The organism is Microbacterium sp. C23T (assembly GCF_053345975.1).
Genome location: NZ_JBKFBD010000040.1, coordinates 1 through 26,816, shown reverse-complemented (window position 1 = coordinate 26,816; position 26,816 = coordinate 1). Strand labels below are relative to the sequence as shown.

At 71.9% G+C, this 26,816-nt stretch carries 22 protein-coding genes; 13 read left to right on the top strand and 9 right to left on the bottom strand.

Annotated elements, in window-relative coordinates; translation table 11 throughout:
• Window positions 1-111 precede the first annotated feature (111 nt).
• Window positions 112-2,205, bottom strand: coding sequence for a YhgE/Pip family protein (locus tag ACLBXX_RS18650; RefSeq protein ID WP_447659253.1), 2,094 nt, complete (start codon window positions 2,203-2,205; stop codon window positions 112-114).
• A complete protein-coding gene (locus tag ACLBXX_RS18645) occupies window positions 2,202-5,189 on the bottom strand; it encodes an MMPL family transporter (protein ID WP_447659252.1) in 2,988 nt (995 codons plus the stop codon). Before ACLBXX_RS18645 ends, ACLBXX_RS18650 begins: the two co-directional genes overlap by 4 nt.
• 135 nt (window positions 5,190-5,324) lie before the next feature.
• Here ACLBXX_RS18645 and ACLBXX_RS18640 point away from each other — a divergent pair, with 135 nt between their 5' ends.
• The 3 genes from ACLBXX_RS18640 (at window position 5,325) to ACLBXX_RS18630 (ending at window position 8,078) form a co-directional block, all read left to right on the top strand.
• Window positions 5,325-5,963: a TetR/AcrR family transcriptional regulator gene (locus tag ACLBXX_RS18640; protein WP_447659251.1), complete on the top strand. Its 639-nt coding sequence runs from the start codon at window positions 5,325-5,327 to the stop codon at window positions 5,961-5,963.
• Window positions 5,964-6,062: 99 nt separating this feature from the next.
• Window positions 6,063-7,412: a hypothetical protein gene (locus ACLBXX_RS18635; protein ID WP_447659250.1), complete on the top strand. Its 1,350-nt coding sequence runs from the start codon at window positions 6,063-6,065 to the stop codon at window positions 7,410-7,412.
• A gap of 99 nt (window positions 7,413-7,511) precedes the next feature.
• The gene (locus ACLBXX_RS18630) at window positions 7,512-8,078 is read left to right on the top strand and encodes an oxygenase MpaB family protein (RefSeq protein ID WP_447659249.1); all 567 of its coding nucleotides are present in this window, start codon (window positions 7,512-7,514) and stop codon (window positions 8,076-8,078) included.
• A 31-nt stretch (window positions 8,079-8,109) separates the two neighbouring features.
• Here the strand turns inward: ACLBXX_RS18630 and ACLBXX_RS18625 are convergent, their stop codons facing one another.
• A complete protein-coding gene (locus tag ACLBXX_RS18625; protein ID WP_447659248.1) occupies window positions 8,110-9,108 on the bottom strand; it encodes an o-succinylbenzoate synthase in 999 nt (332 codons plus the stop codon).
• A 25-nt stretch (window positions 9,109-9,133) separates the two neighbouring features.
• The gene (locus tag ACLBXX_RS18620; RefSeq protein WP_447659247.1) at window positions 9,134-9,328 is read right to left on the bottom strand and encodes a hypothetical protein; all 195 of its coding nucleotides are present in this window, start codon (window positions 9,326-9,328) and stop codon (window positions 9,134-9,136) included.
• Between the two features lie 67 nt (window positions 9,329-9,395).
• Between ACLBXX_RS18620 and ACLBXX_RS18615 the strand changes: the two genes are divergently transcribed.
• The 4 genes from ACLBXX_RS18615 to metH all read left to right on the top strand — a co-directional run bounded on the left by ACLBXX_RS18615 (window position 9,396) and on the right by metH (window position 15,489).
• The gene (locus ACLBXX_RS18615; RefSeq protein ID WP_447659246.1) at window positions 9,396-9,731 is read left to right on the top strand and encodes a PadR family transcriptional regulator; all 336 of its coding nucleotides are present in this window, start codon (window positions 9,396-9,398) and stop codon (window positions 9,729-9,731) included.
• A gap of 1 nt (window position 9,732) precedes the next feature.
• Window positions 9,733-10,707, top strand: coding sequence for a permease prefix domain 1-containing protein (locus ACLBXX_RS18610; protein ID WP_447659245.1), 975 nt, complete (start codon window positions 9,733-9,735; stop codon window positions 10,705-10,707).
• Window positions 10,708-10,810: 103 nt separating this feature from the next.
• Entirely contained in the window at window positions 10,811-11,608 is a 798-nt protein-coding gene (locus ACLBXX_RS18605) for an LLM class F420-dependent oxidoreductase (RefSeq protein ID WP_447659244.1), read from the top strand.
• 248 nt (window positions 11,609-11,856) lie between these two features.
• Complete coding sequence (metH, locus tag ACLBXX_RS18600) at window positions 11,857-15,489, top strand: methionine synthase (protein WP_447659243.1); 3,633 nt, start codon at window positions 11,857-11,859, stop codon at window positions 15,487-15,489.
• A gap of 46 nt (window positions 15,490-15,535) precedes the next feature.
• Here metH and ACLBXX_RS18595 read toward each other — a convergent pair whose 3' ends face one another.
• From ACLBXX_RS18595 to ACLBXX_RS18585, 3 genes are read right to left on the bottom strand one after another with little or no spacing between them, the layout of a single operon-like run.
• Window positions 15,536-15,961, bottom strand: coding sequence for a hypothetical protein (locus tag ACLBXX_RS18595; RefSeq protein ID WP_447659242.1), 426 nt, complete (start codon window positions 15,959-15,961; stop codon window positions 15,536-15,538).
• A gap of 25 nt (window positions 15,962-15,986) precedes the next feature.
• Window positions 15,987-18,911: an ATP-binding cassette domain-containing protein gene (locus ACLBXX_RS18590; RefSeq protein WP_447659241.1), complete on the bottom strand. Its 2,925-nt coding sequence runs from the start codon at window positions 18,909-18,911 to the stop codon at window positions 15,987-15,989.
• A 1-nt stretch (window position 18,912) separates the two neighbouring features.
• The gene (locus ACLBXX_RS18585; protein ID WP_447659240.1) at window positions 18,913-19,458 is read right to left on the bottom strand and encodes a hypothetical protein; all 546 of its coding nucleotides are present in this window, start codon (window positions 19,456-19,458) and stop codon (window positions 18,913-18,915) included.
• 76 nt (window positions 19,459-19,534) lie between these two features.
• On the opposite strand from ACLBXX_RS18585, the gene ACLBXX_RS18580 reads away from it, so the two are divergent.
• On the top strand, window positions 19,535-20,449 hold the full coding sequence (locus tag ACLBXX_RS18580) for a 1,4-dihydroxy-2-naphthoyl-CoA synthase (RefSeq protein ID WP_447659239.1): 915 nt from the start codon (window positions 19,535-19,537) through the stop codon (window positions 20,447-20,449).
• A gap of 13 nt (window positions 20,450-20,462) precedes the next feature.
• Window positions 20,463-21,617 (top strand): AMP-binding protein, encoded by a 1,155-nt coding sequence (locus ACLBXX_RS18575; protein ID WP_447659238.1) that lies wholly within the window; start codon window positions 20,463-20,465, stop codon window positions 21,615-21,617.
• Window positions 21,618-21,635: 18 nt separating this feature from the next.
• Here ACLBXX_RS18575 and ACLBXX_RS18570 read toward each other — a convergent pair whose 3' ends face one another.
• Complete coding sequence (locus tag ACLBXX_RS18570) at window positions 21,636-22,019, bottom strand: VOC family protein (protein WP_387139395.1); 384 nt, start codon at window positions 22,017-22,019, stop codon at window positions 21,636-21,638.
• An 89-nt stretch (window positions 22,020-22,108) separates the two neighbouring features.
• On the opposite strand from ACLBXX_RS18570, the gene ACLBXX_RS18565 reads away from it, so the two are divergent.
• A complete protein-coding gene (locus ACLBXX_RS18565; protein WP_447659237.1) occupies window positions 22,109-23,092 on the top strand; it encodes a 1,4-dihydroxy-2-naphthoate polyprenyltransferase in 984 nt (327 codons plus the stop codon).
• A gap of 19 nt (window positions 23,093-23,111) precedes the next feature.
• Here the strand turns inward: ACLBXX_RS18565 and ACLBXX_RS18560 are convergent, their stop codons facing one another.
• Window positions 23,112-23,420 (bottom strand): DUF4229 domain-containing protein, encoded by a 309-nt coding sequence (locus tag ACLBXX_RS18560; protein WP_447659236.1) that lies wholly within the window; start codon window positions 23,418-23,420, stop codon window positions 23,112-23,114.
• 102 nt (window positions 23,421-23,522) lie between these two features.
• Here ACLBXX_RS18560 and ACLBXX_RS18555 point away from each other — a divergent pair, with 102 nt between their 5' ends.
• From ACLBXX_RS18555 to ACLBXX_RS18545, 3 genes are read left to right on the top strand one after another with little or no spacing between them, the layout of a single operon-like run.
• On the top strand, window positions 23,523-24,017 hold the full coding sequence (locus ACLBXX_RS18555; RefSeq protein WP_447659235.1) for a PLD nuclease N-terminal domain-containing protein: 495 nt from the start codon (window positions 23,523-23,525) through the stop codon (window positions 24,015-24,017).
• A gap of 1 nt (window position 24,018) precedes the next feature.
• The gene (gene menD / locus ACLBXX_RS18550) at window positions 24,019-25,842 is read left to right on the top strand and encodes a 2-succinyl-5-enolpyruvyl-6-hydroxy-3-cyclohexene-1-carboxylic-acid synthase (protein ID WP_447659234.1); all 1,824 of its coding nucleotides are present in this window, start codon (window positions 24,019-24,021) and stop codon (window positions 25,840-25,842) included.
• Window positions 25,843-25,869: 27 nt separating this feature from the next.
• Entirely contained in the window at window positions 25,870-26,733 is an 864-nt protein-coding gene (locus ACLBXX_RS18545) for a polyphosphate kinase 2 family protein (RefSeq protein WP_447659233.1), read from the top strand.
• Window positions 26,734-26,816: the final 83 nt, after the last annotated feature.

The following is a 26,816-nucleotide window of genomic DNA, read 5'->3' as shown; positions in this document are numbered from 1 at the left end:
GCGCCGCCGTGCGGGCAATCGGCCGATCGGCCAGGATCTCCCGCCGATCGGCCGAGGTCCGCAAAGGGACGGAGCCCCGGCCGCGAGGCCGGGGCTCCGAGGACGAGCGGATCAGGCGGTGGCGGGCGCCGCCTTGAGCAGCGCTCGCGCCGAGGTGCTGCGCCGGCGTGCGACCGCGAGGATCGTCGCGCCGAGGCCCAGCAGTGTCCACACCACGAGGCCGGCGATCGCCGCGCCGAGGCCCGACGCCGACGTGAGCGCGGCGAGCATGCCGTTGTACGCGGGGCCGGTCGGCAGCAGCGCGGCAACGCTCGAGAGCACGCCGGGCACCGTCGAGACGACGCCGGTCGCGACGGCGAAGACGCCGATGAGTGCGGCGATCCACCGCCCGGCACCGCCGAACACGGCGATGAGCGCCTGGTTCACCGCGGCGAACGCGATGCCCGCGACGACGGCGACCAGGGCGAACACCCACCAGTCCGCCCACGCGTACGACGCGGCGAGCTGCACGACGCCGGCCACCAGCATGCCCTGCACGGCGCCGAGCGCCGCCGCCGGGGCGAACGAGCGCAGCGCGAGCAGCGCCGAGGGCTGGCGGGACGTGAGCGCACGACGCGACACCGCCTGCAGCGCGACGAACGTGCCGAGTCCGCCGAACCACAGTGCGAGGGTCGCCAGCAGCGGGATCGCGGAGGCGCCGAACAGCGACGTGCCCACGCCCTCCGCCGCCACGGGGTTCGCCACCACCGTGGCGAGGTCGGTTGCCTCGTCGTCGGTGTACGACGGAAGGGAATCGGATGCTGTGGCCAGCCCGGTCGCGAGCTCGCCGGTGCCGTCGGCGAGCTGGGCCACGCCGTCGGCGAGGCTCGTGGCGCCGTCCGCGGCCTGGGTCGCGCCGGACGCGAGCTGGGAGGCGCCGTCGGAGAGTCCGTCCGCGCCGCTCTCGATGCCGGTCACGCCGGTCGCCAGCTGCCCCGCGCCCGCCGCCGACTGATCGATGCCGCCGGCCAGCTGGGTGAGACCGCCCGCGAGCGTGCCGACGCCGGTGCCGATTTCGCGGAACTGGGCGGCGAGTTTCGCTGTGCCATCGGTGTTCAACTGGGCGAGCCCGCCTTCCGTGAGCTGCGTCAGGCTCGCCGCACCGGGATTGGTCTTCGGATCAGTTCCGTTGAGGATCGCCGAGGTCTTCGCTGCCGACGCCACCGCTGCTCCGAGCTGCGTGCAGAAGTCCCCGGGCTGCGCGCACGATGCCGCGAGCTTCTGCAGAGCCTCGAAGTTCGCCTTCGCTTCCGACGCCGCCGCACCGGTCGCTGCGGACGCGCCGTTCGCGGCCTGTGTGAGTCCGTCGGGGACGAGCCCCGTCTGCTCGAGCTGCGCCGCGCCGGCGTTCACGCCGTCGGCGATCTGCTGCGCGCCGGCAGAGGCTTCGCGCGTCTTGCCGGCGATCGTGGTCAGACCGGACTGCAGCGACGTCGCGCCGCCCGCGATCTGGCCGGCGCCGTTCGCGAGCTGCGAGGCCCCGCTCGCCAGCTGCTCGTTGCCGTCGGCGAGCTGCGAGATGCCGCCGGGCAGCTCCGCTGCCCCGTCCGCGGCCTGGGTCGCGCCGTCGGCGAGCTGCTGCGCGCCGTCGGCCGCGGTGCCGAGCTGGTCGCCCAGCGTCGTGAAACCGAGGAACACGTTCTCGAGGTACACGGTCGACAGCTGCTCGCCCATGGTCGAGGCGGCTGCCGAGGCGACCTGCGCGGTGATGGCGTCGTCGACGATGAGGCTGTCGGGCGGCGTCGTCACCTCGATCGTGGCCTGCTCGGGCGTCTCGCCCGGCCGGGTCGACAGGGCGGCCGCCGTGAAGTTCTCGGGAATCGTGATGACGGCGGCGTAGGTGCCGTCCGCGAGGCCGGCGGCGGCGTCATCCGCGTTCGAGAGCGTCCAGGTGAGGTTGCTGTCGAGGTCGTCCGAGCCCTCGACGAGCCCGGCGGTGAGCTGGCGGCCGAGGGGCACAAGCTGCCCGTCGACGGTGACCGGTTCGTCCTCGTTCACGACGGCGGCGGTCAGGTTGTCGAGCCGCTCGACCGGGTTGTACAGCGCGGCCACCAGGATGCCGCCGATGACGACGGGCAGCAGCAGCACGCCGATCAGCGTCAGCCACGTGACGGGCCGGGTCGAGCGCGCGCGCTCGACGGCCGTGGTGATCCAGTTCGGGGTCATGCGTTCACCTCTGCGGTGGGGGTGGTCTGAGCGGCGGCGGAGCGCAGCGTGATCGAGCTCACGTCGGGGCGGTGCGCGTCCGCGAGGAGGGCGAGCGCCGCGCTCTCGGTGCGGCCCGTGACGACGAGCGTCAGACGCTCGTCGCCGGCCGCGAGCGCCGCGGCGGCGTCGCGCAGCAGCGCGGCGGCCTGGTCGCGCTCCGCGTGATCGAGCGCGTCGACGCCTTCGATCACGACGAGGCTCGCCTTTCCGGCGAGGGCGCGGCGCAGCGCCGGCACGCGGTCGTCGGCATCGGCGAGGAGCGCGAGCCCGACGTGCGCACGCACCCAGGCCCCGCGCTCGGGGAGCAGGTGGCCGGCGACGCGCAGTCGCCCGTCTGTCGGCGCGAGCCGCGCCGCGATCGTGAGCGCGAAGGCCCGCGCCGCGCGGGGGTCGCCGGTCGCGATGAGCGTGCCGCCGGGCTCCGCGCGGAAGGCTGCGTCCTCGAAGAGCACGACCTCGCCGGCCGAGCCGCCCGCGTCCGCGCGCACGGCGACGCCGTCGCCGACGACCACGGCCGTCGTGTCGGGCTCCGGCCACTCGGCGAGCGAAAGCTCGCGCTCGACGGCTTCGCCCTCGATGTCGAAGTGGGGGAGGACCCGCTCGAGCCAGCGCGGCATCCACCACGCCTTGTCGCCGAGCAGGGTCATGACGGCGGGCACGAGAGTCATGCGTACGAGGAACGCGTCGACGGCGATGCCGACGGCGAGGCCCAGCGCGATCGGCTTGATCGACGAGTCGCCTTCGGGCACGAAGGCCGCGAACACCGCGAACATGATGACCGCGGCGGCTGTGACCACACGCGCCGAGGCCGTGAAGCCCGAGCGCACGGCGCCGACCGCGATGTCGCGGCTTCCACGCGTCGCGTGGCCGCCCGCAGCGCGGCGGGCGTGCACATAGTCCTCGCGCATGCGGCTGACGAGGAAGACCTCGTAGTCCATGGCCAGGCCGAACAGCACGCCCATCAGGATGATCGGCATGAAGCTGATCACCGGGCCCGTACGGTCCACGTGCAGGAGCTCGGCGCCCCAGCCCCACTCGAAGACCGCGGCGACCACGCCGAACGCGGCCATCACCGACAGCAGGTAGCCGAGGGCAGCCTTGATCGGCACCCAGATCGAGCGGAACACGATCATGAGGAGCACGAGTGACAGGCCGACGACGAACACGCCGAACGGCAGCAAGGCGGCGCCCAGGCGGTCCGAGATGTCGATGCCGACGGCGGTGAATCCCGTCACCTTGAGGTCGACGCCGTACTCGTCCTCGAGTTCCGGGGCGAGCGCACGAAGGTCCCGGACGAGCTGTGCGGTCGCCGGGTCGTCGGGCGCGGTCTCGGGCACGATCTGGATGAGCCCGGTGTCGGCGGTCTCGTTCGGCGTCGCGAGTGCGACCTCCTTCACACCCGGCACCTTCTCGATCTCGGCCTTGAGGTCGGCCATGAGTCCGAGCGGATCCGTCGACGTGACGATCGTGCCGGTCATGATGAGCGGGCCGTTCGACCCGGGCCCGAAGTGCTCGGCCGTGAGGTCGTACGCCTGACGTGCCTGGCTCGACTCCGGCTGCTGGCCGGCGTTCGGCAGGGCGAGCGCGAGGCTCGCCGCCGGGATCGCCATGACGCCGAGGGTGAGCACGACGGCGATGGTGGTGACGATCGGGTGCTTCGTGACGAGCATGACCCAGCGATTGGTCTTCTTCGGCGTCGTCTGCGGGGTCGCGTGGGTCGCGTCGGTGGTTGCGACGTGCTTCGGCTCGCGCGTCTCCGCCGCCTCGGTGGCCGCTCGCGCGCGCCTCGAGGTCTCCTCCGGCCGAACTCCGTCCAGGGGGTGTGGGGTTTCCGCATCCTCCCCGGCCGCCGATTCGTCGGCGTCGGTGGAACGGCGCGCGCCGGGCAGCGGCATCCCGCGCCGCTTCTTGCCGTGGCCCCAGCCGGCGACGCGGTGCTTCGCGAAGCCGAGGAGCGCGGGCGTGAGGGTGATCGCGACGACGACGGCGATGGCGACGGCGACAGCCGCGGCGATGCCCATCGTCGTGAGGAAGGGGATGCCGGCGAAGCCGAGGCCGATGAGGGCGATGAGCACCGTGATGCCGGCGAAGACGACCGCGGAACCGGCCGTGCCCGTCGCGCGGGCGGCGGATTCCTCGGGTTCGACCCCGGCGCGGACCTGGTCCTGATGTCGCGCGACGATGAAGAGGGCGTAGTCGATGCCGACGGCGAGTCCCAGCATGATCGCGAGCATCGGGGTCGTCGACGACACCGAGACGAACGCGGTGGCCACGAAGATGAGCGCGATCGCGAGGCCCACGCCGATGAGTGCGGAGACGAGCGGGAACCACGCCACCGCGAACGAGCGGAACGTCACGATGAGCACGAACAGCGCGATGAGCACGCCGACCGCCTCGATGAGGGACAGCGCGGGCACCGAGGTCGAGAAGAGGTCGCCGCCCATGGCGACCTGCGAGCCCTCGGGAAGCGTCTCGCGCAGATCGTCGGCGACCTGTTCGAGGCCCTCCTTCGTCTCGTCGGACACGTCGGTCGACTGGCCGTCGAACTGGAGGCGGATGATTGCGGCGGACTCGTCGTCCGCCACCATGCCCGTCACCATCTCGTTGAAGGGGTCGGTCACGGCGATGACCCCGTCGAGGTCTTCGAGGTGCGCGACCGTGTCGTCGATGGCGCCGGAGTACGGATCCTCATCGATCCGGTCGCCCTCGGCCGTCACGATGACGAGCTGCGCGCTCGTCCCGCTCGCCTGCGGGAAGCTGCGATCGAGCAGCTGGATGCCCTCCTGGGCCTCGGTGCCAGGGATCGAGAAGGAGTTGTCCGTCCCGCCCAGGTGCGGGATCGCGAAGCCGAGGGCGATGCCCAGCAGCATCAGCCACGAGACCAGCACCCGCCACGGGTGACGGTAGGTCCAGCGACCGAGCGCATACAGAAGAGTCGACAACAGCGCCTCCGGTTACGGGTGGAGAGTTCGGGAACCGTCGATACAGCGCTGTATCGGATACATGAGTGTATCGTAGGGCGGGTTGCCCGCCCCAACCTGAGTAGTGCGTGTGAGACTGGACGAGATGGAGGACCGATGACCGACACCCCCGTGGCCGAAGCGACCGGCACCTCTCGTCGCCGCGAGGCGACCCGGCAGAAGCTGCTGGACGCCGCCGCCCTGGTCTTCGCGGAAGTCGGCCTGGACGCAGCATCCGTCGAAGCGATCTGCGAGCGCGCAGGATTCACCCGCGGTGCGTTCTACTCGAACTTCGAGACCAAGGACGAGCTGATGCTCGCCCTCACCGAGCGTGTCGCCGGCGAGAAGATCGACGAGGTCGCCGAGCGCGTCGCCCAGCTGCAGGAGCGCGGCGAGGACCTCGAGCCCGGGACCCTCGTGCGCCAGCTGCTCGACGTGGCGTTCGACAAGAAGCAGGGCATCCTGCTGACGAGCGAGATCCGCACCCGCGCGATGCGCGACCAGCGGCTGGCCGAGACCTACCTCGCGTGGCAGACCGGCATGGTCGAGCGCGTCGGCTCGTTCATCGAGGAGCTCGCGCTCGCGTATCGCTTCCGTCTGCGGGTGCCTCCGCAGGAGTTCGCCGGCGTCATCCTGCAGACCTGGGAAGACACGTCGGCGTATGCCATCATGTCAGGCCTCAGTGCCCCCGAGATGCACGCACTCGTGAACGAGCGCACCGCCCTCCTGGCGACCGCCCTCGTCGACCCCCTCTGATCCGAGCCTCCCTCACCGCCGACGCCTCTTGGCAGCGAGCGATCGACACGAGACACTGTGCGTACGCCGCGCGGGGGCGCGGTGCAGGGGGGAGACGGTGTGTCCACCTCGGAACACCGTGCCGACGTCGGCGCGCCGACGCGGCGCTGGAATGCGCCCGCTGCCGTGTCGCTCGGGTTGTCAGTGCTGGGCTTCATCGGCATAGTGGCGCTGCTGTTCCCGCTCGGATCACGCCAGGTCGTGAACTTCCTCCTCGCGATCTGGGAGCCGGCGGCACGCATCGCGTTCGTGAGTGGGCTGTTCGCCGCCGCTTTTGTGCTCGTCGTGGTCGCCTGGTTCCGCCCAGCCGCGCGCATGCGCATTCCGGCGACCATCGTCGTGTTCGTCGGTGTAGGCGGGCTGCTGCTGACTCTGTACGGCACCTCGGTGCTGCGCGGCCTCGACAGCGTCACCCAGCCGTACGACGTATATCTGTCGGGCGAAGAGCACATCTCGTCCACCGAGCATCCGCTCGCCTACGGAACCGAGGTGCGGCTCACGTCGATCGGTACGCACGAGCCGGCGATCGAGGTCATGGCGAGCCAGCCCATCGACGTCACCGCGCGCGCTCGCGACGCGGGACTTCCCGTACCCATCAATGGCGCGTACATCGCGGTGCCGGTAGCCGTTCACGCGCTGGACGAAGCGGGTTTCACCGATGAGAACGGCGTGCATGTGCTGCCGGAGGGGCAATGGACCGCAGGTGCGCGGGCGCGGTCCGACCCCGTACAGCTCTCTCTCGAGGGGTTCCCAACGCGGGTGCAACTTCGCGAAAGCGGAGATCCCCACGGGCGTTTCTACGACTTCTTCGACGTCCCGGCGGATGACCCGACCGGCGGAGTGTACTCGTGGCGTCTGGAGTGGGTGCTCAACAGCGACCGCCAGAACGCCTTCTGGGGCGATCCGATCGACAACCTGCACGCGCACGACTTCTCCGGTCGTGGGGCGTCCGTACTCGACCCCCTTCCGTTCGGCACGCCGCTGACGCTCCAGTCGGCGGCCACGCTGCGGGATGCCGCCATCGTGGAGGTGCTCGCCCCGATCGATGTGACCGATGCCGCGGCGGAGGCTTCGGCGCCCGCACCGGTGACTGGCGGCTACGTGGCATGCCCGATCGAGGTCACCCTGGTCGATCCTCAGGCGATGGCCGTACCCGCGTCCGACATGCCGCTTCCGCCGGGCCTGTACATCGCGTCGGACCAGGAGGGCTCGCAGATCGCCGCCGAGGTCGCGATCCCCGGCTTCCCGGGTCAGGAGCAGAGTGCCGCACTCGAACCCGGGGTCACGACCACGTACTTCCAGGTGTTCGACGCGTCGCCTGAGACCCTCACGGCGGGTCGATGCATGCTGGCGTTGAGCCCGCCCGGCGACGACGCCCAATACGCGACCTGGGGTCCTGCGCCACGGTAGACCGCACCCGCTTCCCGCCCCTCGTCGAGCGACCACGGGCCGCAGGGAGCCCTGCGCAGTTCTGTGAATCAGCGTTCACTTCTGCGCTAGAGTGCGCTCATGACGACGGGCGATGGCGCCGAGGGCGCCGCGGCGGCGACGAAGGCCGAGCTGCGCCGGCGTACGAAGTGGGTGGCGGCATGCCTCTACCTCGGGGCGGAGCAGGCATACGAGCGTGTGCACGGTCCGCTGGCGGGCGCCTTCGCCGAGCGGTTCTACCGCCAGGGCAGCGTGTTCGGCACGACGCTGCAGCTGCCGCCGGAGGCGTGGCCGCCCTCGCGCGGTGCGTTCCGGGAGTACTGGCGCGACAGTCTCGCCGACCTCTCGATCGACCCGACCACGCGCGACTACCTGATGCGCATCGTTCGCCTGGAGTACCTGGGGCGTCGCGTGCCGGCGCGTCTGCTCCGCCTGCGGCAGCGGCTGGTGGCGGGCTATCTCGGTCCCGACTTCCGCGCACTCATGCAGCTGCCGTGGACGGACGCCGACGCGCGGGCGTTCGACGCCTTCGACCGGCGGCTCGCGCGATTCATGCGGCTCGCGCCGCTCGCCGTGCGCGAGGCGCCGCTGCGCCGCAGCCTCCGCGACGTGCGACGCCGGCTGAAGGAGGGCCGCCCGCTCTTCTGACGCGCGCCCTTCGGCCCGGTCGCGCGGGCCGTCAGGAAGCTTCGAGAACCGCGTAGCAGCGCGCCAGCCGGTCGAGCCACCACTGGCGGCGGTCGGTGGATGCTGCGTGCTCGGCGAGCGGCGCCGGGTCGGGGTTCACGCGGCCCACGGCGAGCACGCCGCCCCGCGGCACGAGCGGCGGGTCGACCACATCCGCGGTGAACAGCGACGCTGTGCCGAGCCCGCAGTCGTACTCGAGCTCGCGAAGGGCGGCAGCCAGTGCGACGCCCATCGACAGCCCGACCGACGTGTCGAGGGCGCTCGACACGACCGCGGGGAGGCCGGCCTCTTCGACGATCTCGAGCGCTCGCCGGAGGCCGCCGAGCGGCTGCGCCTTGATCACCAGGAGGTCGGCGGCCCCGGCTCGCGCGACCGCGAGCGGATCGGCGGCCTTGCGCACGCTCTCGTCGGCGGCGATCGGGATGCCCATGTACTTCACGCGTCGGCGAAGCTCCGCGAGCTCCTCGACGCTCCCGCATGGCTGCTCGGCGTACTCGAGGTCGAACTCCGCGAGCGCGTGGATGGCGTGCTCGGCCTCGTCGACGTTCCAGGCGCCGTTCGCGTCGATGCGTACGCGCCCCTCGGGCCCCATCGTCTCGCGCACCGCGCACACGCGCGCGACGTCGTCCGCGAGCACCTGACCGGGCTCGGCCACCTTCACCTTCGCGGTGCGGCAGCCCTCGAACCGCGCGAGCACGTCGGGAACGGATGCTGCGGCCACCGCCGGCACGGTGGCGTTGACGCCGATGAGCTCCCGGCGGGCGGCGGGGCGGGGCATCCGTGAATCCTCGATGGCAGCAGCCAGCCACGTCGAGGATTCGACGTCGTCGTACTCGGTGAACGGCGAGAACTCGGCCCAGCCCTCGGGGCCCTCGAAGAGGAGCGCCTCGCGCACATCGATGCCGCGGAACCGCGTCGCGAGCGGCAGCGCCACCACGTGCGCGGTGTCGAGGATCTCGGCGAGCGGGGGGAGCGGAGCGGCGATGGTCACGTACTCAGTCTGCCCCTGCGCGGACTCAGAACCCGCCGGCGTGGAATCGCGCGTCGCGTGTCTCGTAGTGCCCGACCACGCGGGCATCGCGGTACGAGGAGGACTGCGCGTTCCGGTACTCCTCGTGGCTCACGGGCTTTCCGAAGATCGCCCACTTCAGGCGGATCCAGCGGCTCGGCTTCTCGGACGTCGAGGCCTCCTCTCGCGATGGGCTCAGCATCCCAGTTCTGGCGCGAACTATAAAGTGCCATTGACGATAGTGTGTGACACACAGTATGGTGTGAGACATGAACGAATCCGAGATCCTCGAGACGCACCTGCAGGAACTGCGGCGCGGCACCGTCGTGCTCGCGTGCCTGCGGCTGCTCGAGACGCCGGGGTACGGGTACGGGCTGCTCGAGGAGTTGGGCAAGCGCGGCTTCCCGACCGACGCGAACACGCTGTACCCGCTGCTGCGGCGCCTCGAGAAGCAGGGCTATCTCACGAGCGAGTGGAACACCGACGAGTCCCGTCCCCGCAAGTTCTACCGCACCAGCGACGCCGGCCTCCGCCTCGCCGGCGCCCTCACCGACGACTTCCGCGCGATCGCCGTCGCGATCGATGCCCTCCCCGAGGAGAACTGACATGACCATCACCGCCACCCTCACCGACCGCTACGTCGACGCCGCCATGCGGACCGTCCCCGAGGCGCAGCGCGCCGACCTCGCCGCCGAGTTGCGCGCGTCGATCGACGACCAGATCGAGGCCCGCGTCGAGCAGGGCGAACCGCGCGATTCCGCGGAGCGCGCCGTGCTCACCGAGCTGGGCGACCCCGACAAGCTCGCCGCCGGCTACACGGACCGCCCGCTGTGGCTCGTCGGCCCGCGCTACTTCCTCGACTGGTGGCGGCTGCTGAAGCTGCTGCTGTACATCGTGCCCGCGTGCGCCGCCTTCGGGGTCTCGCTCGCGATGGTGCTCGACGGCGCGACGTTCGGCGAGATCATCGGCGCGCTGGTGCCGCTGCTGCTCTCGGTGGTCGTGCACCTCGCGTTCTGGACGACGCTGGTCTTCGTCATCCTCGAGCGCACCGGCCACGAGACGATGACCGGCCAGCCCTGGACGCCCGACCAGCTCCCCGAGCCGCGCCAGAAGGGCGTCGGCCTCGGCGACATGATCACGTCGCTGGCGTTCCTCGGGATCATGGTCGGGGTCGTGCTGTGGGACCTGTTCATCGGCTTCGTGCCCACCGAGCCCGGACTGTCGTTCCTCGACCCGGGGCTCTGGCCCTGGTGGATCCTGGCGCTGTTCGCCGTGATGGCCCTCGAAGCCGTGCTCGCGATCGTCGTCTACGCGATCGGACGCTGGACCGTCGGCCTCGCGGTGGCCAACGGCATCCTGAATCTCGTCATCGCGGTGCCTGCGCTGTGGCTGCTGTTCGAGGGACACCTCATCAACCCGGCGTACTTCCCGACGATCATCCCCGAGGACGGCGCCGAGGTCGGTCAGATCATCACGATCATCGTCGGCTTCGTGATCGCGGGTGTCGCGATCTGGGACACGGTGGACGCCGCACTCAAGGCGGCGCGTGCGCGCCGGGGCTCATCACGCATCCTCAGCTGAGGGTCTGACCCGAGATGCGGACCGAACCCCCTGGGGCGGTCCGCATCTCGGCGCATTCCCTCGAACGAGGACCGCCCCCTCTCGCCGGCCGTACGCTTTCCCCATGCCCCTCCTCGATACTCCCGTGCGCCTCGGCGTGCAGCTGCAGCCCCAGCACGCGCCCTACTCCGCCTTCCGCGACGCGGTGCTCCGCCTCGAGGAGATGGGCGTCGACATCCTCTTCAACTGGGACCACTTCTTCCCCCTGAACGGCGACCCGGACGGCCTGCACTTCGAGTCGTGGACGATGCTCGCCGCCTGGGCGGAGCAGACCGAGCGGGTCGAATTCGGCGCCCTCGTCAACTGCAACAGCTACCGCAACCCCGACCTGCAGGCCGACATGGCCCGCACGATCGACCACATCTCGGCGAAGGACGGCGTCGGCCGCTTCATCTTCGCGACCGGATCCGGCTGGTTCGCCCGCGACTACGAGGAGTACGGCTACGACTTCGGCACCGCCGGCTCGCGCCTCGACGACCTCGCCGCCGGCCTCGAGCGCATCGAGGCGCGCTGGCAGAAGCTCAACCCGGCCCCCACGCGCGACATCCCGGTCATGATCGGCGGCGCGGGCGAGCAGAAGACGCTGCGCCTGGTCGCCCGGCACGCCGACATCTGGCACAGCTACGTGCGTGCGATCGATCTGCCCCACAAGCTCGACGTCATCGAGCGGTGGGCCGAGCGCGAGCAGCGCGACACCTCGAACCTCGTGATCTCGAACGAGCTGCACCAGCGCGACGAGGCCCACGCCGACGGCCTCCACGACGCCGGCGTGCGCCTCTTCACCATCGGCTTCCAGGGCCCCGACTGGGACTTCGACCTCATCCGCAGCTGGCTCGCCTGGCGCGACGCCAAGAACGCCTGACGTTCGGACCCATGGATGCTGCGCCCCGGCGCACCGCGCCGGGGCGCAGCATCCGTCGTCCCGGCCTCGCCCGAACCGCGAGAGTGCAGCGGGTCGCCGAGAGGGCGGTTGGTTCCCCACCTCTCGGCGACCAGCAGTGCTCTCGCGGACCTGAGCCTCCCGGACCAGCGTCCGCATCGGGCACGGACTGCGGTGTTCGTCCGTCATGGAACGGGACGCCGAAGACCCCGGCGACTAAAATCGCCGAGGTGACCGCAGCACCGCCCGCACCCCGGTTCGCCCTCGACATCGACGGGGTTCCGCGACCCGAGAGGTCGCAGCAGCTGCTCGACGGCGTGCGCGAGCGGGTGGTCATCGCCGACGGCGCGATGGGCACGATGCTGCAGCGGTACGACCTGTCGATCGACGGCGACTTCCAGGGCCTCGAGGGGTGCAACGAGATCCTCAACGTCTCGCGCCCCGACGTGGTCGGCGAGATCCACGACGCGTACCTCGCGGTGGGCGTCGACGCGGTCGAGACGAACACGTTCGGCGCGAACTGGTCGAACCTCGACGACTACGGCATCGTCGACCGCATCGCCGAGCTCGCCGAGAAGGGTGCCCGCATTGCGCGCGAGCGCGTCGAGGCCGCCGAGGCGGCGGACGGCCGCATGCGGTGGGTGCTCGGCTCGATGGGCCCGGGCACGAAGCTCCCGAGCCTCGGTCACACCACCTACGACAACCTCAAGCAGACCTTCGCGCTCCAGGCCGAGGGGCTCATCGACGGCGGCGCCGACGCGTTCCTCGTCGAGACCTCGCAGGATCTGCTGCAGACCAAGGCCGCGATCAACGGCTGTCGTCAGGCGATCGTGAGCCGCGGCATCCGTCTGCCGATCTTCGTCGAGGTGACCGTCGAGACCACCGGCACCATGCTGATGGGCTCCGAGATCGGCGCGGCGCTGACCGCCATCGAGCCGCTCGGCGTCGACGCGATCGGGCTCAATTGCGCCACCGGCCCGACTGAGATGAGCGAGCACCTGCGGCACCTGTCGAAGCACGCGACGGTGCCGATCGCGTGCATGCCCAACGCGGGCCTTCCCGTGCTCGGCGCGAACGGCGCGCACTACCCGCTCACGCCCGTCGAGCTCGCGACCGCGCACGAGCAGTTCGTGCGCGAGTTCGGTCTGGGACTGGTCGGCGGATGCTGCGGCACCACGCCCGAGCACCTCGCCGCGGTCGTCGAGCGCCTGCGTCCGGTCGGCGGCGCCGCGGCGCGTCGCCCGGAGCTGGACGCGGGGGTCGCGTCGCTGTATCAGCACGTGTCGTTCCAGCAGGACGCCTCGTACCTCGCGATCGGCGAGCGTACCAACGCGAACGGCTCGAAGGCGTTCCGCGAGGCGATGCTCGAGGAGCGGTGGGACGACTGCGTCGAGATCGCCCGCGACCAGATCCGCGTGGGCGCGCACCTGCTCGACGTGTGCATCGACTACGTCGGGCGCGACGGCGTCTCCGACATCCGCGAGGTCGTCTCGCGCTTCGCGAGCGCCTCGACCCTGCCGCTCGTCGTCGACTCGACCGAGCCCGCGGTCATCGCCGCCGGGCTCGAGCTCATCGGCGGCCGGCCCGTCGTGAACTCCGTGAACTACGAAGACGGCGACGGCCCGACCTCGCGCTTCGGCCGCATCATGCCGCTCGTGAAGGAGCACGGCACCGCGGTCGTCGCGCTGACGATCGACGAGCACGGCCAGGCCCGCACGGCCGAGGGCAAGGTGCAGATCGCGTCGCGCCTCGTCGACGAGCTCGTCGGCGAGTGGGGGATGCGGGTCAACGACATCATCGTCGACTGCCTGACCTTCCCGATCGCGACCGGCCAGGAGGAGACCCGCCGCGACGCCATCGAGACGATCGAGGCGATCCGCCAGATCACCGCGAAGTACCCGGGCATCAACACCACGCTCGGCGTCTCGAACGTCTCGTTCGGCCTCAACCCGGCCGCCCGCAGCGTGCTGAACTCCGCGTTCATGCACGAAGCGGTCGAGGCCGGTCTCACCTCGGGCATCATCGACGCCGCGAAGATCGTGCCGCTCGCCTCGATCTCGGAGGAGCAGCGCAAGGTCGCGCTCGACCTGGTGTGGGACCGTCGCGAGTACGACGCCGACGGCAACGTCACGTACGACCCGCTGGCACGGATGCTGGACCTCTTCGCGGGCGTCGACACCGCGGCTCTGCGCAACCAGCGTGCGGCCGAGCTCGCCGCGCTGCCGGTGGGGGAGCGGCTCGAACGCCGCATCATCGACGGCGAGGGCAAGGGCCTCGAAGCCGACCTCGATCTCGCTCGCGAGGGCGGGCTGGCACCGCTGCAGATCATCAACGACCACCTGCTCGAGGGCATGAAGATCGTCGGCGAGCGGTTCGGCGCCGGCGAGATGCAGCTGCCGTTCGTACTGCAGTCGGCCGAGGTGATGAAGAACGCGGTCGCGCTCCTCGAACCGCACATGGAGAAGTCGGATGCCTCGGGCAAGGGCCGCATCATCCTGGCGACCGTCCGCGGCGATGTGCACGACATCGGCAAGAACCTCGTCGACATCATCCTGACCAACAATGGGTACGACGTGATCAACCTGGGCATCAAGCAGCCGATCGCCGACATCATCGCGGCGGCCGAGGAGCACGACGCCGACGTGATCGGCATGTCGGGCCTGCTCGTGAAGTCGACGGTCGTGATGAAGGAGAACCTCGAGGAGCTCACGTCGCGCGGCCTCGGCAAGAAGTGGCCGGTGATCCTCGGCGGTGCGGCCCTCACGCGCGCGTACGTCGAGGACGACCTCGCCTCACTGTTCGACGGCGAGGTGCGCTACGCCCGCGACGCGTTCGAGGGGCTCGCGCTCATGGATCCGCTCGTGAAGATCGCGCGCGGTGCCGACCCCGCGTCCGTCGGGCTGCCGGCGCTGAAGAAGCGGCGGCACGCCGCCGGCTCCAAGCTCACGCTCACGGAGCCCGAGGCCATGCCGGCACGCTCGGACGTGGCATCCGACAATCCCGTCCCCGCCCCGCCGTTCTGGGGAACGCGCATCGTCCGCGGCCTCGCGCTGCACGACTACGCGGCGTTCCTCGACGAGCGCGCGACGTTCATGGGCCAGTGGGGCCTCAAGCCCGGCCGCGGTGAGGACGGCGCCACCCACGAGCAGCTCGTCGAGACCGAGGGCCGCCCGCGGCTGCGGTACTGGCTCGACCGCATCCTCGGCGAGGGAATGCTCGACGCGTCCGTCGCGTACGGCTTCTTCCCGGTCGTCTCCGAGGGCAACGACGTCGTCGTGCTGCACCACGGCGACGACCCCTCGGGAGTGCTGGGGGTGCCGGGGCTGCTTGCCCCGGACGGCGGGTCGGGCGGCACGCTCGGCACCGACCGCCTGCGCTTCCACTTCCCGCGTCAGCGCCGCGACCGCCACCTGTGCCTCGCCGACTTCGTGCGCTCGCGCGAGTCGGGCCAGGTCGACGTGCTTCCGGTGCAGCTCGTGACGGCGGGCGCCAACATCGACTCGGTCACCGCGAAGCTCTTCGCCGAGGACAAGTACCGCGACTACTACGAGCTCAACGGGCTCGTGATGCAGCTGACCGAGGCGCTCGCCGAGTACTGGCACGCCCGCATCCGCTCGGAGCTCGGGTTCTCGCACGAGGACCCGACCGACACCGCAGGCCTCTTCAAGCTCGAGTACCGCGGCGCCCGCTTCTCCCTCGGCTACCCCGCGTGCCCCGACATGGAGGACCGCCGCAAGGTCGTCGAGCTCCTCCGCCCCGAGCGCATGGGCGTCGAGCTCAGCGAGGAGCTGCAGCTCCACCCCGAGCAGTCGACCGACGCCTTCGTCTTCCACCACCCCGAGGCGAAGTACTTCTCCGTCTGAGGGGCGCGCTGGTGATGCACGGATGCCGCGGGCCGCGGCATCCGTGTCAGCCCGGTGTGATCCGGAAGTCGACGTTGGCGGGCACGCCGCCGTCGAGCCACGACTCGGGCGAGGCCGTCATGAACGACATCACCCCGAGCACGGCGGCCAGGAGCGGGACCACCCACAGGGCGGTCGCGGCGATCCGGAGGATCCGGGTGATCTGGGCGGTCGTGGTGGCCTTCGCGGCGCGGCTCAGGGCGACCACGAAGGCGAACGCCATCACGAGCCACGTCAGGGGCGAGGGACGCAGCGTCGCGGTGTAGCAGATCTGGTCGCCGCCCGACGCGGGGTCGAGGCATCCACCGCTCGAGGCGAGGGTGAGCACGCCGTACAGAACCGCCCACAGGAGACCGCGCTTGGCGAGCAAGATGATCTCGGGGACGTACGCCCCGATAAGGCTCGTCGGCGGCGCTGCGGTCGCAGTGGTCACGTGGGCTCCTCCCGGCACGTGACCCTCACGATAGGGCAGAAGCGCGCTCCCGCGGGGCGGGCACGGGCTGCGTCCGCGTAGCCAGCGGCTTGGTGCGGCGGAGGGCCGCGAGGATCGGGCGACCGACGACGACCAGCCCGATGACGGTGGTGATCGCGCGGAGGGTGTCCCAGCTGAGGGTCGAGGTGACCAGCGAGTACAGCAGGAAGCTCGAGAGGTTCACGTCGAGCGGTGCGCTGCCGTCGTACGAGATGCCGGTGCCGTAGCCGACGGCGAACGGCCAGAACCACAGGTTCATCAGCAGGCCGAACGCGTACGAGGCGACGACGCCGTAGACGCTGAGCATCGCGATCTCGGTCCCGCGGGAGATCCGCCGGGGGAGGAGCCCCGCGATCGCGCCGACCCACGCGCACGCGAACATCTGGAACGGCGTCCACGGGCCGAAGGTGCCCGTGATCAGGGTGGACAGGGCGATCGTCGCCATGCCGAGCAGCATGCCGAACCGCGCGCCATAGGCACGCCCCGCGAGGATCAGCAGGATGAACACCGCCTCGACACCGCCGACGCCCGTGCCCGCGATGCGCACGGCCGCGCCGATCGCGGCGAGCGTACCGAGGAGCGCGAGCATGTGCGCCGACCGCACGCTCCCGTCGAGGGTGGCCACGACGACGAGCGCCGCAAGGGGCACGAGCGCGAGCGCCGCGATCGGCACCGCCGCATAGGCCTGCTCCGGCACCGCCGTCGCGACCAGCGGCCAGCAGAACGCCCCGAGCGCGACGAGGTTCGCAGCCGCCAGTGCCAGGACCGGCAGACGGCCGCTGAGGCGACGTGGGGCTGCGTCGGCTGCGCCGCCCGACGGGCTCCGCGGTGCGCCGTCTGCAGGACCATTGCCCCGGACGCCGGCATCGGCCGCGGCATTCCGGGCAGCGAACCCGTCGACCCGGGGTTCGTCCTGCAATCGGTCGGGGGCGGCGGGGGCGTCGGGGGCGGGGACGGGGGAGAGAGCGAGAGGGAACGGGACGGATGCTGCGGCCAGCACGCCCGCCCGCATCGACAGCGCCCCGTCGGCCCGGGCGGCGAACTCGGGCTCGTGCGTGGCCACCAGCACCGCTGTGCCCGTGGCGGCGAGTGAGTCCAGCGCGGCCCAGACCATGTCGCGGGCGGCGGGGTCGAGGCCGCGGGTCGGCTCGTCGACCAGGAGCACGCGCGGCGCGCCCGCGAGCTGGATCGCCAGCGCGAGGCAGCGGCGCTCACCCGCGGAGAGGTCGCGCGGATGCCGCGACATCCGCGCGGTGAACGCCGGTCCGTCCGGGTCGAGACCCAGGAACCCGGCGAACCGGATCGCGGCCGCAGGCTCCGCGCCACGCCCCGCCCGGCGGTCGGCGCGGCGGCACTCGGCCGCGACCGAGTCGGAGACGAAGAGGTCGTCCGAGGCGTCGGGAACCAGCGCCACTCGACCGGCGGACTCGATGTTGGTCCCTCGCGCGGGAAGGGCGAGCGCCGCGAGCAGGCTCGATTTGCCCGCGCCGTTGGGTCCCACGAGCGCGACGATCTCGCCGGCGCGCAGCTCGACGTCGGCACCGGCCACGGCCACCGCACCCCGGTGCCGCACCGTGATGCCGCGGGCGCGCAGCACGACGTCCGACGACCCCGTCGATTCGGGGCGCGCGCTGCGCGTTCGGGGCGCCGACCGTGCGCCCGGAACGTCCGTCGTCCGCCCCGAACCCGGCTCATCGGGCCCGACCGCTGCGACCGCACCGCCGTCGATCCGCAGCACCGAGTCGGCGATCCCGGCGAGTGCGTCGACGCGATGCTCCGCCACCGCGACGCACATCCCCGCCTCGTGCGCGAGGGAATCCAGGAGCCCGGCGATCCGCACCCGCGCGTCGGCGTCGAGGTCGGCGAGCGGCTCGTCGACCAGCAGCAGGATGGGGTGCTCCACGATCGCGGCGGCGATCGCCACCAGCGTCGCCTCGCCCGCCGAGAGCCCGCGCGTGGGGCGGTCGAGAAGCGCCGTCGCGCCGACCCGGCCGGCGATCTCGGCCACGCGCGCGGTCACGAGAACGGGGGCGACGCCGCGCAGCTCGAGAGAGAGCCCGATCTCGTCGCGTACGCGCTCGGTGGCGAACGCGTCACGCGGATGCTGAAGCACCACGCCCACGCGCTCTGCGAGGTCACGCGGCGGCACGGTCGCGCGTTCGTGGCCGACGACCTGCAGCGACCCCGCGATCCAGCCGCCGTCCGTGTGCGTGTGCAGGCCCGCGACCGCCCGCAGCAGCGTCGACTTGCCCGACCCCGTCGGCCCCGCGACGAGGGTGAGCGTCCCCGCCGGGAGCGCGAGCGAGGCCGGGAGACGGATGCCTCGTCTCGCTCCGCCGTCGCCGAACCCGATCTCCGCGCCCTCGGCCTGGACCGGTGCGAGGCAGTCTCCGTCCAACCCGCGTCCGGCGAAGCCCCGAAGCTCGAGGGCGGCGGCCACCGCCCCCGCCCGCTCGAGCGTTCGTTCCAGCAGGGGAAGCAGCATCCGTGCCCCGCCGCGCTCGCCGCGGAGGCGCTGCGCGAACCGCACCGCCCGGGCGCCGTCGGCGAGCGAGGGGAGGGTGGCCGCGGCGATCGCGAGCGCCCGCGCGACGCCCCGCAGCGGGCCGCGCCGGGACGCCCGCGCGAACACGCGGTGCAGGTCGACGAGGGCGTTCACCACCCCGAACGCGAGGATCGCGAGGGTGATCGGCAGGGCGCTGGCGGCGGCATCCCACAGTCCATCGACCGTGACCGGACCCAGCAGCACCACATGCGCGAACGGCGACGGCAGTCGCACCGCCGGAAGGTCCAGCAGGACGAAGCCGTCGCCGTCGGCGCCGTGGAAGAGGATGCGGTAGACGACCCGGGCCGCCACGAACCCTGCGGCGAGGATCGCCGCGGCTCGCAGGGGACCGGGTCGGAACGTCATGTCAGGATGTCGGCGCCGCCGGCTCTCCGTTCAGCGTGAAGAGCAGTTCGACGCCCTCGCCGGGCTCGAGCTTCTGGGTCGATGCGCCCTCCTGTGCGTAGTCCCACTCGCCGCCTGCGGGCTTGACCCACAGCGACCAGTAGGCGTACTCCGGAGCCATCGTCTTGCAGGTCTCGAAGTACTCCGAGCCGTCGGGTGCGGTGATCGCCTGGTCCTCAGCGGGCACGCCGTTCACGCGGCAGACCACCTGGTCGCCATACTGCTCCGTGCCCTCGGTCGTGACATTCACGAGTGTGAACGCATCGGCGGCGACGAGGGTCTCATCGGTCGCGATGCACCACTCCTTGCCGTCTTCGCCGAGCGCGGAGGCGTCGACGACCACGGTGATGCCGGCGTCGTCGGCGCACGCCTCGTCGCTGACCTGCACGGCCTGCGTGTCGGAGGCCGTGGGGGCCGCCTCGGGGGCGCCCGACGAGCAGGCGGCGAGGGCGAAGAGCAGGGCAGCGGATGCCGCGGCGGCCGCCACGGCGCGAAGAGTCGAAGTCACCGATCCAGGCTAGGCCCCGGCCGCCGGTGTCCGGTTGCACATGACGCCCGCGCGGAGCCCCCCGTAGGCTGGCCGGGTGAGCGTTTCTGAACTCTTCGACGACAGCGAGTGGCAGCAGGCGCCCGGCCGGCCCGAGGGCGGCTACACCGACATCACGGCCCATGTCTCGAAGGACGGCCGCATCGCGCGCATCGCGTTCGACCGGCCGGAGGTGCGCAACGCCTTCCGCCCGCACACCGTCGACGAGCTCTACCGCGCGCTCGACATCGCCCGCCAGGACCCGCGCGTGGGCGTCGTGCTGCTCACGGGCAACGGACCGAGCCCGAAGGACGGCGGCTGGGCGTTCTGCTCGGGCGGTGACCAGCGCATCCGCGGGCGCGACGGCTACAAGTACTCCGAGGACGAGTCCGCGGTCCCGGCCGAGGCGCAGGCCCGTGCCGGGCGACTCCACATCCTCGAGGTGCAGCGGCTGATCCGGTTCATGCCCAAGGTCGTGATCGCGGTGATCCCCGGGTGGGCCGCCGGCGGGGGGCACTCGCTGCACGTCGTGTGCGACCTGTCGATCGCGTCGGCCGAGCACGGCCGGTTCAAGCAGACGGACGCCGACGTGGGCTCGTTCGACGCCGGGTACGGCTCGGCGTACTTCGCGCGGCAGATCGGGCAGAAGTTCGCACGTGAGGTCTTCTTCCTCGCCGAGGAGTACTCGGCGCAGCGCGCCTACGAGATGGGCGCGGTCAACCGGGTCGTGCCGCATGCCGACCTCGAGCGCGAGGCCGTGTCGATGGCCCGCACGATCCTCACCAAGTCGCCGACCGCGATCCGCATGCTGAAGTTCGCCTTCAACGCGGTCGACGACGGCATGGTGGGCCAGCAGGTGTTCGCGGGGGAGGCCACGCGCCTCGCCTACGGCACCGACGAGGCCGTCGAGGGCCGGGACTCGTTCCTCGAGAAGCGCGACCCCGACTGGTCGCCCTACCCCTGGCACTTCTGATCCGGCGCCCGCGATGAAGCTCGTCCCCGTCATCGGCGATGACCCCCGCGAGATCCTGCGGGGCCTGCGCGGTGCGCTGCACGGCGCAGGACCGGCGCTCGGCCTCGGCCTCGTCAGCGGCCTCCCCGCGGACGTCCGGGCGGGCACCGCCGTGGTGGTGACGACGTCCGGGTCGACCGGCATCCCGAAGAGCGTGGTCCTCAGCCGGGACGCGCTCACCGCGAGCGCCCTGTCGACCGCCGACCGCATCGGCGACGGCGCGTGGCTGCTGGCGCTGCCGGCGAGCTACGTCGCGGGTCTGCAGGTGCTCGTGCGCTCCCTCGTCGCCGATCGCGAGCCCGCGATCCTCGCGGGCTCCTTCACTCCGCAGGCGTTCTCGGCGGCCGCGCTCATGATGGTGTCGACCGAGCGCGGGGAGCGGGTGCCGAGCTACACCTCGCTGGTGCCCGCGCAGCTGTCGAAGCTGCTCGACGCGGCCGAGCACGACCCCTCGGTCCTCGCGGCGCTGCGCTCCTTCGAGACGATCCTCGTCGGAGGACAGGCGCTCCCCGCGGCGACCCTCGAGCGCGCCGAGGCCGCGGGCGCGCGCATCGTGCGCACCTACGGCTCCACCGAGACGAGTGGCGGCTGCGTGTACGACGGCGTGGCCCTGGGCAACGTGCGCCTGCGCATCGAGCGTGGCGAGGTGCAGGTCTCCGGCCCGACACTGGCCGACGGCTACCTCGGCAACGACGAACTGACGGATGCTGCGTTCCTCCGCGACCGCGACGGATCCCGGTGGTACCGCACCGGCGACGCGGGACTCCTCGAGGACGGGGTTCTGCGCGTGCGCGGCCGCATCGACAACGTCATCGTCTCGGGCGGCATCAACGTCTCGCTCGACCGCGTCGAGCGGATCGTGCGGGGGATCCCCGGCCTCGCTCTCGCCGTCGTCGTGGGGATTCCCGACGAACGGTGGGGCGAGGCATCCGTCGTCGTCGCCTCCCGGGGCGAGGCGCTGCGGCGCAGCGAAGCCGTGCAGCTCGAGGAGGCGCGCGCCGCCGTCCAGGCCGAGATCGGCGCGCACGCCCGCCCGTCACGGCTCGTGCTGGTCGACGAGCTCGCGACGCTGCCCTCGGGCAAGCCCGACCGTGAGGCGATCCGCCGCGCCGTGATGGCCCTGCACTGACGCGGGACGCCGCTGGAGTCAGCCCGGCGGGTACGGGCCGGTGTCGACGACGCAGAAGCGGTTGCCCTCGGTGTCTTCGAGGACGACCCAGTCGGCGTCGTCGGGGTAGTCGTGCCAGTCGACCTCGCGGGCGCCGAGCCCGATCAGGCGCTGCACTTCGGCCGCCTGGTCCTCGGCGTACAGATCGAGGTGGATGCGCGGCGGGTAGTGCTGCGGGTACCCGGTGACCGACAGCGCGAGGCTCGCCCCGGGCGCCGACCAGTCGGCCTTGCCCGGCGGATCGAGGATGACCCAGTCGTCGCCCGGTTCATTGCGGTTCACGTAGCCGAGGGCCGCGCGCCAGAAGTCGCCGGCGCGTGAGATGTCCTCCACGGTGAGGACGATGGATCCGATGCTCAGCATGGGCTTCATCCTCGCCCCGGGTGCCGACATCCGTCAGGGGGTTGACGGATGCGGGTGCCACATCGACTCGGCCCCTAAGATGTGCATTCGTGGCAGGAACCCCGAGCAAGAAGCGCACCACCGCCGGACGCAAGAAGCAGCCTCCCCGCGGAAACCCGCAGAAGGCGCACGTCTCGCGCGACCCCGCGCACGTCGAGAAGCCCACCGCGCGCGACTGGATCGGCGCGGCGCGCCTGCGCACGCTGCCCCTCGCGATCACGCCGATCCTCGTCGGCACGGGCGCCGCGATCCTCGTGGTGGACGTCTTCCACTGGGTGATCGCGCTCTTCTGCCTCATCGTGTCGGTGGCGCTGCAGATCGGCGTGAACTACGCCAACGACTACAGCGACGGCATCCGCGGCACCGACGACTTCCGGGTCGGCCCCGCCCGTCTCACGGCCGGCCGCACGGTGAAGCCGCGCACCGTGCTCATCGTCGCGCTGGCGTTCTTCGCGATCGCGGCGATCGCCGGACTCGCGATCACGATCCGCACGCAGCAGTGGTGGCTGATCGCCGCCGGCGCCGTGTGCATCCTCGCCGCCTGGTTCTACACCGGCGGCAAGCGCCCGTACGGCTACTACGGCCTCGGCGAGCTCTTCGTCTTCGTGTTCTTCGGTCTCGTCGCGACGCTCGGCACGACGTGGGTGCAGGCCTTCGCGCTCCCGCAGGAGGCGTGGTTCGGCGCCGTCGGCGTCGGCCTCATCGCCTGCGCGGTGCTGCTGGCGAATAACCTGCGCGACATCGACCAGGACCGTGCCGCCCACAAGCGGACGCTCACCGTGCTCATCGGCCGCACCGCGACGCGCTGGCTGTTCACCGTGTTCCTGCTGGTGGCGTTCGCCATCGCCGCGTTCCTGGCGTGGATCGGCTACCCGATCGCGTGGCTCACGCTGCTGGCGCTGCTGGCCGGCGCACCCGCGATCCTCATCGTGTGGACCTACCGCGACCCGCGCGAGCTCGTCGTCGCCCTCGGCCTCACATCGCTGACGTCCGTCGCCTACGGCGCCTTCCTCATGTGGGCCTTCATCGGCTGACGGATGCTGCGCCCCGGCGTCAGGCGCGGGACTCGGGCGCTTCGCCGTCGGGCGTGGCGGGGGCGGCGGCGTCGGCCGCAGCATCCTCCGCCTCTTCGTCGCTGGCAGCGGCGCGCGCCTGGGCGCGGCGCGCGGCGAGGCCCGAGGTGACGTCGTCGAGGGGCTTGCGGAGGAAGAGCACCGAGAGGCTCAGGCCGATGAGGGCGGCGAAGATGGCGGCGAGCCAGTAGTACTCGCGCATGATCGGGAACAGCATCAGGATGCCGAACGGCACGAGGAACGCCAGCAGCCGCAGCACCGAGTAGACGATGGCAGAGCGCGCTTTCACCCATCCATCCTACGTTCCGCCGCGGAGGCCGCTTCTGCGACGGTTGCGTCACGGAGCGCCCGCGAACGCCCACTCGGGGCCCCGCCCGCCTAGGATGGGAAGATGCCTCGGGTGCTGTTGATTCTGGCCCTGGTGGCGACCGCGTTCTGGGTCTTCACCATCGTCGATTGCGCCGTCCAGCCCCCGACCCGCCACCGCGGCGTAAGCAAGCCGATCTGGATCCTCATCGTCGTGCTGCTGCCGGTGCTGGGTGGCATCCTCTGGCTCATCGTCGGTCGTGGGCGCGCCTCGTCGGTCGCCGCACGCAGGGCCCCGGATGACGACCCCGAGTTCCTCGGGCGCATCGGCACGATCTCCGACCAGGACGAGCGCATCCGCCGCCTCGAGGAGGAGCTCGCGCAGCTCGACGCCGAGGGCGAAGACCCCCGCTTCAACCCGCCAGGTGGTCCCGCAGCGTCCGACGACACCGCCGTACCCGGCAGTGCGGCCGCCGCGGGCGGCACCGCGACGCCGGGCACCCCGCCGCAGCCGAAGCCGCCGATCCGTCCCGCGGACGGCGACGACGACGCCCGTGGTCAGCGCGGGGCCCTCGGCTGACGTGACCGACTCCGACAGCGCCGGGGGCGCGCTCGATTCCGCGCCCGCGACCGATGCCGCCGCCGCGCTGCTGTGCCGGCTCGTAGAGCTCGGTGTGCGCCACGTCGTGCTGAGCCCGGGCTCGCGCTCGCAGGCGCTCGCCCTGGTCGCGGCAGAGCTCGAGCGGCGCGGCGCCCTCCGGCTCCACGTCCGCATCGACGAGCGCGTCGCGGGCTTCACGGCGCTCGGCATCGGACGCGAGACGCGGATGCCGGCGGCCGTGGTCTGCACGTCGGGCACCGCGGTCGCGAACCTGCTGCCCGCCGCGCTCGAGGCCCATCACGCCGGCGTGCCGCTGCTGCTGCTCACGGCCGACCGGCCCCCGGAGCTGCGCGGGGTCGGAGCGAACCAGACGACGCGCCAGCCGGGGATGTTCGCGCCCACCGTGCGGCTCGAGGCCGATGTGCCGGTGCCCGAGGCGCTCGATCCCGACGGCACCCACGAGCAGAGCGCGATGCTCCGTCTGCTCGCCGAGGACGCGGTCGCCGCGGCGCTGGGTGCGGGCACCCGCTCGCCGGGTCCCGTGCACCTGAACCTGCCGTACCGCGAGCCGCTGTCTGGGGCCCTCCCCGCGTGGATGGGCGTGCCCGCCGCCGAGCTCGAGACCGCCGTCGTCGACGACCCCGACGGACCCCCGGTGGCGGTCGACGCCGAGGACGAGGCATCCGGTGCCCTGTACCAGGGCGGTGGCGGCATCGGCGAGGCCGACCTGCCGACCGAGCCGGAGGATGCGCCGCTCGTGCTCGACCGTGGTCCCCGTACCATCGTGCTCGCGGGATCCGACGCCGGCCCCGACGCGGAGGAGCTCGCCCACGTCGGCGCATGGCCGCTCGTCGCCGAGATCGTGAGCGGCGCGCGCTTCGGGCGTCAGCTCGTCCACGGCTATCGCGCGCTGCTGCGCGACCCGCAGCTCGGCGGCCGCATCGAGCGCGTCGTCGTGCTGGGTCACCCGACCCTCAGCCGGGAGGCGGCCGCGCTGCTCTCCGACCCCGAGATCGAGGTCGTCGCCGTGCGGGGTCCGGGCGAGCCGCTCAACCTCAACGGTGCCACCCTGGCCGCCGACCGCATCGCCGTCGCGACGGGCGACCCCGATCGCGAATGGCTCGGGGAGTGGATGCACGCGTCGCGCGCAGCATCCGTCGATCTCACCCCGCCGGCTCCCGATGCCGACGGTCTCGCGTCGGCGGTGCCGGAGGAGAGGCTCGGAGCGATCGCCGCCGAGCTCGGCGTGATCCGCGCGCCCGTCGACCGTGCCGCGCTCGTCGACGCCGTCTGGCGGGCGACGTGGCCCCATGACCGCCTCGTGTTCGGCTCGTCGCGCCTGGTGCGGGTGGCCGACCAGGTGCTCGCGGGCAAGAAGGTGCCGGTGCACGCCAATCGCGGGCTGGCCGGCATCGACGGAACGATCGCCACGGCGACCGGCATCGCCCTCGCGAGCCAGGCGGCGCGCGGAGCCGGGGTCACTCGCGTGATCCTCGGCGACCTCGCGCTGCTGCACGACGCCGGCGCGATGCTCCTGCCTCCCCAGGAGGCCGAGCCGCGGCTCCAGCTCATCGTCGGCAACGACGGCGGCGGCACGATCTTCGACGGGCTCGAGGTGGCCGCCGTCGCGGGCGCGGACGTGATGGACCGCGTGCTCCTCACGCCGCACACCGTGCGCCTCGAGCAGCTCGCGCTCGCGTACGGCTGGGAGTACCGCCGGGTCACGACGCGGGCGGCTCTCGACCAGGTGCTCACATCGCCGGTCGGCGGTCGTCAGCTCATCGAGGTTCCGCTCGAGCGCTGAGCCGGCGGCATCCGCCATGATGGCTCCATGATCGCCTCGAGTCAGAAGCACTGGAGCGGCGACGTCGCCGATCTCCTCCGTGTCCGCGAGGGCTTCGTCCTCGCCGACGTCGACACCCGCTCGACCCCGGGATACGAGAAGGACAAGGCTCACGCGGCGGACGACCTCCAGTCCGGTGCCGCCGAGCTCGACGAGTACCAGGAGCGTCTGTACGCGCGCAGCCGCGTCGATGAGACGAACGCCTCCGTGCTGCTGGTACTGCAGGCGATGGACTCCGCCGGAAAGGGCGGCATCATCCGTCACGTCGTGGGCTCCGTCGACCCGCAGGGCATCGTGCTCGCGGCGTTCAAGAAGCCCTCCGACGAGGAGCTGAAGCACGACTTCCTGTGGCGGATCAAGCAGCGGCTTCCCGACTCGGGCATGATCGGCGTCTTCGACCGCTCGCACTACGAGGACGTGCTCATCGGCCGGGTCAGGCGCCTCGCCCCCGAGCAGGAGATCGAGCGTCGCTACGCGGCGATCAACGACTTCGAGCGTCAGCTCACCGACTCCGGCACGAGGGTCGTCAAGGTGATGCTGCACATCTCGCCGGATGAGCAGAAGAAGCGACTCATGCGGCGCCTCAACCGTCTCGACAAGCACTGGAAGTACAACCCGACCGACGTCGACGAGCGCGAGCTGTGGCCGCAGTACATGGCGGCGTACCAGACGGTGTTCGAGCGCACGTCGACCGAGCACGCGCCCTGGTTCGTCGTGCCCGCAGACCACAAGTGGTACGGGCGGCTCGCCGTCCAGAACCTGCTGCTGGAGGCGCTCGAGGACATCGACCCGCAGTGGCCGAAGGCGACGTTCGACGTCGAAGCCGAGAAGCTGCGCCTCGCGGCCACCTGACCCGCCCCTCGCACCGAACGCCTCCCCCCCCCCCCCCCGCGGGGGGGGGGGCCGGGGGGGGGGGGGGGGGGTGGGGGGGGGGG